We start from the raw sequence: 10,388 nt of genomic DNA, 5'->3' as shown, positions 1-10,388 counted from the left end.
GGATGGCGAAACGGACAGCACCGATCATTCCCTGCTCGGCTCGGTTTCCTCTCGGCTCATTCCGGAGAAATGGGACAACCAGCATAACGCTCTGACCGATGTCGTTCTGTCCCGCGCGCTTGCGGAGCTGCGAACCGAAATTCTGGTGACCTCCACTCCTGCATTAACGGCCATGGCGGCCCAACTGGCTCCGCAGAATGTAGTCATTGTCGAGGAAGAACACCGCTCGACAGGCACAAGGGGCGTCACGGCAGAGCCGATCCTGCTGTACGGTCCGCGCGTCGATTGCATCGTCTCCCTGACGGACGAGTCGTCGGAGTGGCTTCAAGCCGAGTTGCAGGATGCGGCTCCCAGACTCGTCACGATTCCGAACGCCATTCCCAATGTCTTCCGGCCCGAGACGTCGGGACGCCGGCCACTCATCGTTGCTGCAGGCAGGTTTGTCCCAGGAAAACGGTTCGACCATCTAATAAAAGCTTTCGCCCAGATTGCCCCAGACTATCCTGACTGGCGCCTTCGGCTGTACGGTGCCGGCCCCCAGGAAGAAGTCTATCGGCGACTGGCAAAGCGCTTGGGCATTGAATCCCGACTGGAGATCATACCGCCCGTCACGGACATGTTGGCTGAGTGGTCGAAGGCATCGATCGCGGCGTTGAGTTCGCGCAGCGAGGGACTGCCTTTGGTCCTTCTTGAAGCCATCGCCGCGGGGGTCCCGGTAGTATCCTATGACTGCCCCACAGGCCCCTCGGAAATAATCGAGGATGGCGTGAACGGGCGCCTCGTTCCGACAGGCGACGTCACCATCCTCGCCCAAGCTCTGGGAGAGCTCATGGGTGACCAATCCAAGTGGCTGAGGATGAGCATCGCGGCGAAGGAATCAGCTCGCCGTTACTCACCGGAGCAGATCCAGAAGAATTGGACTGAACTCTTCGAATCCCTGCTTTTGGAAGCGAAGGAAGCAGGTACTCGCCAAGAGCGGATCTCGAAACGAGCAAGTGAAGCGGCCCATAAGGTGCCATTGGAAGAGGAGAAGTCAGTCCAGCCACCCTCGGCCAGGGATGTTGGCGAGGAGAAGGCTTCATGGTGTGTGCTGGAACTGCCCGAGCTAATTGGGGAGCGGGTACAGCGGCGCAATTTGGAGTTCGGTCTCCGTTTCCTGGAGACCAGCGGCATTAATCATCTCCCGCTGAAGGGCTATGACGCCAGTCGTTCCGTCATCGCGATTTCCAGTCGTGACAAAGACAGGCTCCTAAAGCAATTGAGCATGGGGGAGAGCCAAGGCCTGCGGGCGGAAGCACTGTTGGGTACCAGGAAGTTGACGCCCGGCTCTTGGGACCCGCACAGGTCACCAGCAGTACCAGCAGCATTTGCTTCAGCCACTGTTGTCCGCATCTATCACGAATATGCTGATCCGCAGATGACCGTTCGGCGGGGCGATGGCTATGCATGCGACATCGAACTTTGGCAGGACGTCCCAGATGAGCCGGGTATGCTGGCGCCACCGCGGCATAATCGCGAACTCGACAGAATCGCCGCGTCCACCTTTAACTCCGTGTCACATTCCGGCAACTGCGTGAACTTGCCGCAGGCATCCGACGCTTCCGGTGTTCCCCTATGGTCAGAAGTCAGCTTCCCCATCGACGCGGTCTACACTTGGGTAGATGATACTGATCCCGAATGGCGCAAATCCCGCGATCAGTACACCATCGATTCCGGGCGGCTACATGCAGAGTCGTCAAGTGCCGCCAGATTTACGAACCGTAACGAACTGAAGTATTCGATTCGGTCGCTAAGAATGTTTGCCCCTTGGATCCGCAAGATATTCATTGTTACTGCCGGGCAGACGCCCGACTGGTTCGTTCAAGCAGATGACGCGGTGGAGTTCGTTTCTCACGAATCGCTGTTCCCCCGGAAGAGCGTCCTTCCCACGTTTAACTCCCACGCAATCGAGACCGTCCTCCACCGGATCGAAGGACTCTCAGAACATTTCCTCTACTTTAACGACGACACTATTCTTACGCGGCCGCAGCGTCCGGAAACTTACTTCCTCGCCAACGGGATAGCGAAATTCTTTACGTCGCCCACGAAAATCAACTATTTGGGTGAGGATGCCCCGCCGCATCTCACCGCCGGCTCCAACAATCGGGACATTATTCGCCGCGAATTTGGGATCGAAATCTCACAGGGCCTTCTCCATACCCCTCACCCGCACAGGAAGAGTGTGCTCGCGGAAATGGAGACAAAGTATCAGGAACACTTTGATAGGACACGCTCTGCGCGTTTCCGATCGACTGACGACATTTCGTTGCTGTCATCATTGGCGCAGTACTATGGCTTTGCAACTGGCCGGGCTGTGCCGGCGAGTATCGCCTACACATTTGTTGGTCTTGGCCGGGAGGGTACAGAAGACCTGATGACCCGGTTGCTTCGTGGAGCCAAACCGGACGTACTGACACTTGGAGAACCGAATCATGACGATCCGGATCCGGCGCACACCATTGTCCTCACCGATTATTTTCTCCGGGAACTCGTTCCGATACCCACAAGCTATGAGTCCGATACCGAGTCGTGAGCCGAATTCGCCTGTTGTGCGACACCTTGGAGCGAAGGGCCATTTCAAAGCAAACCCGGCAAGCGACGGGGCCGATACCGGCGGCCATCCCAATATGGCGGATGGTCGCTAAAGCTCGAAAGAGCCCTTGACTGGATAAAGGCGGCTGAGGGCGTCCCTAAGGTAACGGTCAGTTTCTTCGCGTTGGTCAAGAGACTGGTGGGTGGCACCATCATTGATGCAAATCACGTCCAAATGCCTACGTCGAATCACATTCTCTAAACGATTCCTGCCATCCTCGCTGGCTGGATCAATGTAGTCATAACGGATCGAACCGGGTACGGCTTGGCCCACGGCATATGCATAGTTGAAGTACATAGACCCGGAGGCGGCAATGTCTGTGGCTTGGCGAAAAGAAGCCTCGCGCGTACGCTGAAAGGCTTCGGGGAATTGTTCTTCAGCCCGGTTCATGATTTCACGGGAGATCGGTGCAGGTGCATGATAGAACTTTCGGCTAAAAGTCACACCGAAACGACGTTCGATCAGCTGCCGTGCGTTTTTGGCAGCCGAGGTAGAGGCATTCTCCCCTGGAACGATGGGGCCGAAATCGACCATGGCCCTTGAAGGAAAGAACTTTGTTAATCGGTTAGGGTGGAAAAACAGGTCTGCCGTGATCGGTCTCCCCAAGAAGACATCATCGTTAAAATACAAATAGTGCGAAGCCAATCCGGGAATGCGATGAAGGTTGGCTTCGATTGCATGTGAATTAAACGTCGGAAGCCCGTCTTTGGAGGGCCATATTTCCTTGTGATCAACAACTGTAATCCGTTCATTGGACGTGTCCAGCCAGGACGGAGTCTGCCCCGCGGTTACAAGCCAGATCCTGTGTACCCATGGAGCGAATTGTTCTATGCTTCGCAGGCTGAACCGCAGTTCGTCATGGTCTGCAAAACGCGCGGCGTCGATTGCTCTATCCGTGAACAGATTCGGATCATGCAGCTGAAGGGCTGAAGCCTTCTGCTCCAACCATTTCGGGTCTGCGCCGTCAACCCAGGTGTAAACGACATCGATGGGAAAAGTTATGTCTTGCGTGGCCGGTGAGATTGCTGCTGTCATCTGGCTATCAGACGGCGTATTCGCCTCCGTGGCAGCAATTTCAACCACCCGGTCGTTCCAAACAGCCGATTTCAGGACGCCTTCTTCTCGCTTCCAAAAATGGATCTCGACTCCCTGGCTCGGTGTTGAGCTGAATGAGGATCCTTCTTGAGCCTGGACAAACTCGTAGATACGGACACCTGCGGCTTCGGAAATAGGCTTTAGGAATTTGTCGATGATTCGAACCGTTCCATACGCCGTGCCCCGAGGTCGTAGTTCCTGGAGATACCAACAGTGGAAATGCCTCTCGCGAGCCAGGGCCCCGAAAACAGTGTCGCGGTGGCACGTGCTGACGCCGATGACATTCGGTCTATCGGACCGGCTGGGCAGAACCCAGTACGGTACTTCCGCAGTGGCTAAGGCCGCTTCAACGAGCTCCAGTGCCCGTTTTCGTTGCGAAGGTATGTGGAGGTTCGGGTCGATTCGCGCGAGTCGGGGCAAAAAGAATGAGCCGGATCTAAGGTAACTCTTACTCTCAAGGCGCAGTGCCCGGTAGAAACTGGCGTTCGTGGAGACCAATCTGAGGGCGTTGTTCCGGAGCCTGGCTAGACGTCTCTTAATGGCAGCCACGACTTGCGTTGCCCTCCAATAGAAGTATGTGACTCGATTGAATCGCGCACGGATAAGGACAAGGACTAAAGGTCCAGCACCCATTCTAACCGCCGCCACCGCCGGGACTGTCCCACTTGCTGTCGATGCGTTGACTTCAGCGCTTGCCGTGGATGGCGGCCCGATTCCTGCTGCACGCTTTGACCGTTCAAATGGCGATTACCAGCGTGCTGGTCGCCAGCTGCCTCTGACATGGGCCGGTGATCTAGACAACGGAAAGCGGCCCTTGAACCGCGGTATGTGAAGCTTGCTTTAGACTGGCCTACAGAAAAAACGCAAAGGTGAACGTCAAGCTTGAGGATTATGTGCACTGCTGCCCCGCTCCCAGAGCCGAAGGGCTCTGTGCGGGACGCGGCCACTGTGTGAGGTCTTTAGCGGATCGCCGGCCAGGCGCAACAGTACGGATTGGGCTCCTGCCTCCAATCGCTATGTTGGCTTGGAAGATGCCCACATCAATCAGCCGGACGGCACAGCGACCAAACCGGGTGATCGGTTTGTTCGGCCGCGCACAATGGGAGCGGCAGACTTAATCCGCAGTCGAGCTGAAAGAAGACAGCCGACCAGCGGACGCCGGGTCTGCTGGATTGGATGAAAGAGGACCTGTTCCTCGGAGGAAGCATTGAACAAAAAAGCCATCATGGAAAATCTCGTTGTCAAAGCCAAGAAGGCCGTGGCTACTGAACTCAGCGCCCGGGCACGGCGGCAGCCGATCCGGAGGGGCACCGTACTGTACGAGTCTTTTTCCGGAAATGGGATGCTGTGCAATCCCGAGGCTGTCTTCCAATCGCTGCTGGACAATCCCGAGTATGCGCACCTTCAACACATCTGGGTTCTTTCCTCGCTCCAGGATTACGAAGGTACGATCAAGCGCTACGCTGGGAACCGAAACGTCCGGTTCGTCCGCTATGGGTCCACCGAGTACTACGACGCATTAGCAACGTCCGAATATCTCTTCAATAACGCTACCTTCCCCTGGCAATTCTCTAAGCGGCGGGGTCAGACATACATCAACACATGGCATGGAACTCCGTTGAAGAAGATGGGGTATCACATTGAAGGTGGCGGCCCTGATACCAGGAATATCATCCGGAACTTTGTCCAGGCCGATTACCTCGTATCGGCTAATTCGTTCATGACCGAGCAGATGTATCTCGACGGCTATAAGCTGAGGAACCTGTACCGTGGAAAAATCCTTGAGACAGGATATCCCCGGATTGATCGACAGAACTTGTCCGAAACCCAGAAGGTCGGCCTCTACGAAGTTCTTTCCCAGCACGGTATCCATGATGACGGCCGTGAAGTCATTCTGTACGCGCCGACTTGGAAGGGCGACTCATTTTACGAGCCTTCCAATGATGCTGCGATCCTCCATCGCACTATTGTCGATCTTGAAAAGAAAATTGACACCACCCGGTACCGGATCCTGCTGAAGATCCATCAGGTCGTCTACAAAGCGGCTTCGAAGAACCGTGATCTTGCAGGCTATCTGGTGCCCAACGATATTCCCACCAACACCATTCTCGGCATCACAGATATCCTCGTCACTGATTACTCCAGCATTTTCTATGATTTCCTAGCAACGGGCCGACCGGTTCTGTTCCACATACCTGACCTCAACCGCTACTCAGCGAATCGGGGACTGTATGTGCAGCCCGAGCAGTTGCCTGGACCACTCTCAACCGATTCGGATGAGTTGGCATCTTCCATCAGTAGGCTAGGAGCCGGGGAGGCGTCAGGCGACGAAGGTCACGTTGATGAAAAGTACGAGAAAGCACGCCGGGACTATACATCGCTGGAGGACGGGTCTTCGACCGAACGTCTAATCAACGCCGTCTTCAAAAATGACCGGAGCATGCCCGGCATTCGTTCCGACCATGGCGACGGGCGTGAGCGGATCCTCCTGTACTTGGGCGGTATGGCGTCTAATGGCATAACGACATCCGCTCTGAATCTCTTGGACAATATCGACTACTCCCGTTTCGACGTCTCGGTCCTGTACTCCTATAGCCGTAATGCGGCCAAAATGGCTAACGCAGACAGGATTAACAGGAACGTCAGGCTTTTTCCCAGGCAAGGGTATCCGAATGTCGGCCTCAAGGATCGGCAAAAGTACCGTGCGATGCTCAAAGGCGGCCTTCCTGATGGCGTGGACTTCACCTCTTCTGCGCAACCTATCTGGGATGACGAATGGTACCGCTGTTTTGGCGACAGCGAGTTTGACTACATCGTGGACTTCAGCGGCTATGGACCGTTCTGGACTTATCTGCTTCTTCGGGGGAATGCCAAACAGCATTCGATTTGGCTCCACAATGACTTGAAGAAGGATGCGGAACGTCAGGTTAATGGGGCTAAGCCGCTGAAGGCTAACCTTGAAGCCGTTTTCTCAACCTATAAGTATTTTGACAAGCTCGTGTCTGTCTCAGAGGAACTGAGCAGGCTAAACGAGGAGCATTTGTCGGAGTTTGCATCTGCCGGGAAGTTCACTTCAGCGGTTAATACAGTCAACGAATTCAAGATCAAGGCCCTGACATCGCCGAAATATACTCGCGTGGCTGATTTGCCTGGTCGTGCCGCTTGCACCGCGGACGCATTACCGGAAATGCTTGCGTTCCTTCGCTCCGCCTATAGTGCTGAGGATATCGCTGCAGAGGCGACGCGGCAGGCGTGGCTCGAAGAATTTTTCCCAGCGGGCACCGCGGCGCAAACTTTCGTGAGCGTGGGCCGGCTGTCGCCGGAGAAGAACCATGCTCGCCTGATAGAGGCCTTCAGTACTGTTCATCTGGCTAATCCCGCTACACGGCTGCTCATCATTGGTAATGGTCCCCTGAAGAGGCAGCTGGAATCAACAGCCGCAGAATTCGGGGTATCCGACGCTGTCGTATTTGCCGGCGAACAGGACAATCCGTATGCGCTTATGGACGCCTCGGATTGTTTCGTCCTCTCCAGTGACTATGAAGGACAACCCATGGTCTTGCTTGAGGCGAAGGTCCTTGGCCTTCCCATTGTGACCACCGCTTTTGGCTCCGTGGCTAGTGCCGTACCGCCAGGCACAGGGCTTGTGGTCGAAAGGTCAACCAAAGCACTGGCACGAGGAATGCAGGATTTCCTGGAAGGCAAAGTACCGGCGTCGGAGTTTGACATCACTTCGTACAACAACCGTGCCATGCAAAGCTTCTATGAAGCCATCGGCGCATCCGCACGGACGGAACCATTGGCTCAGGCGCAGGAACCTGAAGCTGCTGTCGGTGTTCTTTCGTAGGGACAGAATCGGCATTACACATCCCGGCCACTTGTGATCAGCTGGCTTGAAGAGACGAGAAACGGATAACACATTGAACGATTTTTCCGTGCCGCGCCAAGCCGGCAGGCTGTTGAAGTGGCTCCGGACGGGGGAAGACGGGCAGCCCGAACCAACCACTCGTTCCGGCCGATTTGCTTCGGGTGAGAAGGCTGTTTCAGTCGTGATCCCGGTCTACAACGCCGAGCGTTACATCGAAGAGACCGTTCGTTCCGCGCTTGGTCAGTCCTTTGCCGCTGGTCAATTGGAGGTTATCGCTGTCGACGATGGTTCAACCGACGATACGGCCGCGGTCCTTGAGCGATTGGGCGGCGAGGACGACAGGCTGGTCGTCGTGCGGCAGGAAAATTCTGGAGGGCCCAGCAAACCCAGGAACACTGGCCTGGAGCGCGCCCGCGGCAGATATGTCTTTTTCCTGGATTCCGACGACGTCTTGGCCACCGACAGCCTCCATCGGATGGTGGAGATCGCTGACCGTGAGGGTTCCGATGTAGTCCTCGGACGTTTCGGAAGCTTGAATGGCCGGCATGTACCGGAGCATATGTTCCGCGAAACCGTCCTCGACGCCGATATTATTGCCACCAATGCTTGGGACAGCCTGGGCCCTATCAAGCTGTTCAGGCGAGCCCTGATCCAATCCTTGGGCCTCCGCTTTGCCGAGGACCAATGGATCGGTGAGGACCAGCCGTTCACCGCATCGATGTACCTGAACGCCGCGAAAGTCAGTGTCTTGGCTGACCGGGTCTATTGCCATATCCGCAAGCGTGATGACGGGCAAAACGTCACGTCGCGCCAGCAGACCCTTGCGGACAAGGCGAAGACAACGACAAGGTTGGCGGCAGTCGTCGCCCGCTACACGGATCCCGGAGCGAGGCGGGACAGGCTGATCCGGCGCGTTTTCACATCGACCTTGCCTGCAGCTTTGGGAAAATTGTGGCTGACGGCTTCCGAGGAAGACCGGAGGGCGTTTGTACAGTCGGCCAAGGCAGGCTTGGAGCCCTATTACACATCAGGTGTCGAGAACTACTGCACGACTGTTGGCCGAATCAAAAACCATCTCCTGATGCAGGGCGAAACCGAAGCACTGCGCCGACTGGCCGAGCAGGAGGAGGCGGGCCGGCGCATTTGCTCGTCCATCTTTGACGGCAGGGTCGTCGTCGACCTGCCCGCCGATGTCGCGAATTTGGTGCCTGAGCGCCTGCGGCAGGGCCTGGAAGTCCCTGGCGTTACGCACAAGCTCACTGACATTCAAAGCGTTAATGACAAGTATCTCGTGACTGGCTTCGCTGGCTTCGCCGGCATCGAAGACGCGCCGTCGGCTATACGTGCTGTTCTCGTCAACAGGGATACCGACGAGGAAGTCATTCTGCCGACGCAGCTGATCGGGCAACGGTCTGCGGGCAGTACGCGAGTTCGCGAATTTTCTATCCTGACTAATGTGCTGGACGAAGTCGAGGGGCCCATGTCTCCCGACGGCGCCTGGGGCATTTTCCTGGACGTGGAACTCGAAGGGGTAGCACGGCGGGTACGGTTCGGCAAGAAAACCGATGCCATCCATGGCGACAAAGTGGCGGTGTCTGCTCAGCGCTCCGATGGGATGCGGCGGACGATCATTGCATACTTCAATGCCGGTTACAAGAACCTGACATTCGACGTCGGCGGCGTCGTCCATAAAGGGGCAGTTGCCGTCGCAGTCCTCGGCCTGCAGCATAATCAATACCAGGACAGTCACTGGTTGAGCGCCTTCACACGCGTTGTGCCGGCGCCCGCCAAAGCGCCTAAGTTCCATAGGCAGAGCGGGGCCGCTCTTGCTCATCGCCAGGTAGGTGTCGGGCTTTTCGAGGTCATTTACCCCTTGGAGGAAGGTTCGTCCGAAATTGCCGTGCGGATGTCGTTGGATGATCTCGACCACCAGGTCACCTTTCCGGATCCTGCATGGATAACGGATGAAAGGCTGCAATTCTCACGCGACGTACAGGGAACGTTGTCTGTGAAGCTGCTGGATTCGCCTGGCAACGGGCATTTTGCCGCCGGTACGGGAGAGGTGGCAGAGCCCGTCAACGTGTACTGGTGGGATGGCAAGCCCAATTTCGGCGACACCATTGGGCCCTGGCTGGTGGAGATGATTACTGGACGCCCGGCAATCAACACCAAGGGCAAGCGCCATATCGGAAACACCTTGGTGACTGTAGGGTCGCTGCTTAATTATCTGGATCGCGGCGGTTTAGAGATTTGGGGGACGGGCCTTATTGCCCCGATGGGGGAGGATACCGTCCGCCGCCTGCAGCAGCGGAAGCCCCGTCGTATCCATGCCGTTCGAGGCCGGAAGACCCACGAAGAACTGACACGGAAACTCGGATGGGATGTACCGGCTGTTTTCGGCGATCCGGCACTGCTGCTGCCGCGTTTCTACTCACCTTCTACCGAGGGAGGCCGTGGACACATTGCGCTCGTCCCGCACTATGCGCACAAGGCCTACTTCGGAGAGCAGGAGAGCGACGACGTGAAAGTTGTCAACGTTGCACGCGCCCCTGCGGAGGTTATTGATGACATCGCCTCGGCGTCGGCTTGCATATCCACTTCGCTACACGGCGTAATCATCGCGCAGGCGTACGGTATCCCTTGGGTCTGGCTGCATATTGCCGACAAACCCTTGATGGGCGACGAGTTCAAGTTTGAGGACTTCTTCTCGATTCTCGATACGTCGAAGGTGTCCAAAACGTCTGTCAATTCGGCTGACGTCATAACGCTCGACTGGAAACTCGTATCCGCGCG

4 protein-coding genes are annotated in these 10,388 nt (G+C 56.4%); 3 read left to right on the top strand and 1 reads right to left on the bottom strand.

What is annotated here, in order from left to right; all coding sequences use genetic code 11:
- Positions 1–2,572 (top strand): stealth conserved region 3 domain-containing protein (locus D477_RS02750; protein WP_005267063.1); only part of this gene is annotated, 2,572 nt, incomplete at its 5' end.
- 108 nt (positions 2,573–2,680) lie between these two features.
- On the opposite strand, the gene D477_RS22520 is transcribed toward D477_RS02750, so the two are convergent.
- Positions 2,681–3,715 carry a stealth family protein gene (locus D477_RS22520; protein WP_190273508.1) on the bottom strand — a complete coding sequence of 345 codons (1,035 nt, stop codon included), beginning with the start codon at positions 3,713–3,715 and terminating at the stop codon, positions 2,681–2,683.
- Positions 3,716–4,934: 1,219 nt separating this feature from the next.
- Here D477_RS22520 and D477_RS02745 point away from each other — a divergent pair.
- Together D477_RS02745 and D477_RS20990 are read left to right on the top strand one after the other, a co-directional pair.
- Positions 4,935–7,574: a glycosyltransferase gene (locus tag D477_RS02745; protein ID WP_237740678.1), complete on the top strand. Its 2,640-nt coding sequence runs from the start codon at positions 4,935–4,937 to the stop codon at positions 7,572–7,574.
- 73 nt (positions 7,575–7,647) lie between these two features.
- Positions 7,648–10,388: glycosyltransferase (locus D477_RS20990; RefSeq protein WP_190273507.1), on the top strand; the 2,741-nt coding region annotated here is incomplete at its 3' end.

Source organism: Arthrobacter crystallopoietes BAB-32, assembly GCF_000328305.2.
Classification (GTDB): Bacteria; Actinomycetota; Actinomycetes; order Actinomycetales; family Micrococcaceae; genus Crystallibacter; species Crystallibacter crystallopoietes_A.
This window is presented reverse-complemented; position numbering and strand designations above follow the sequence as displayed.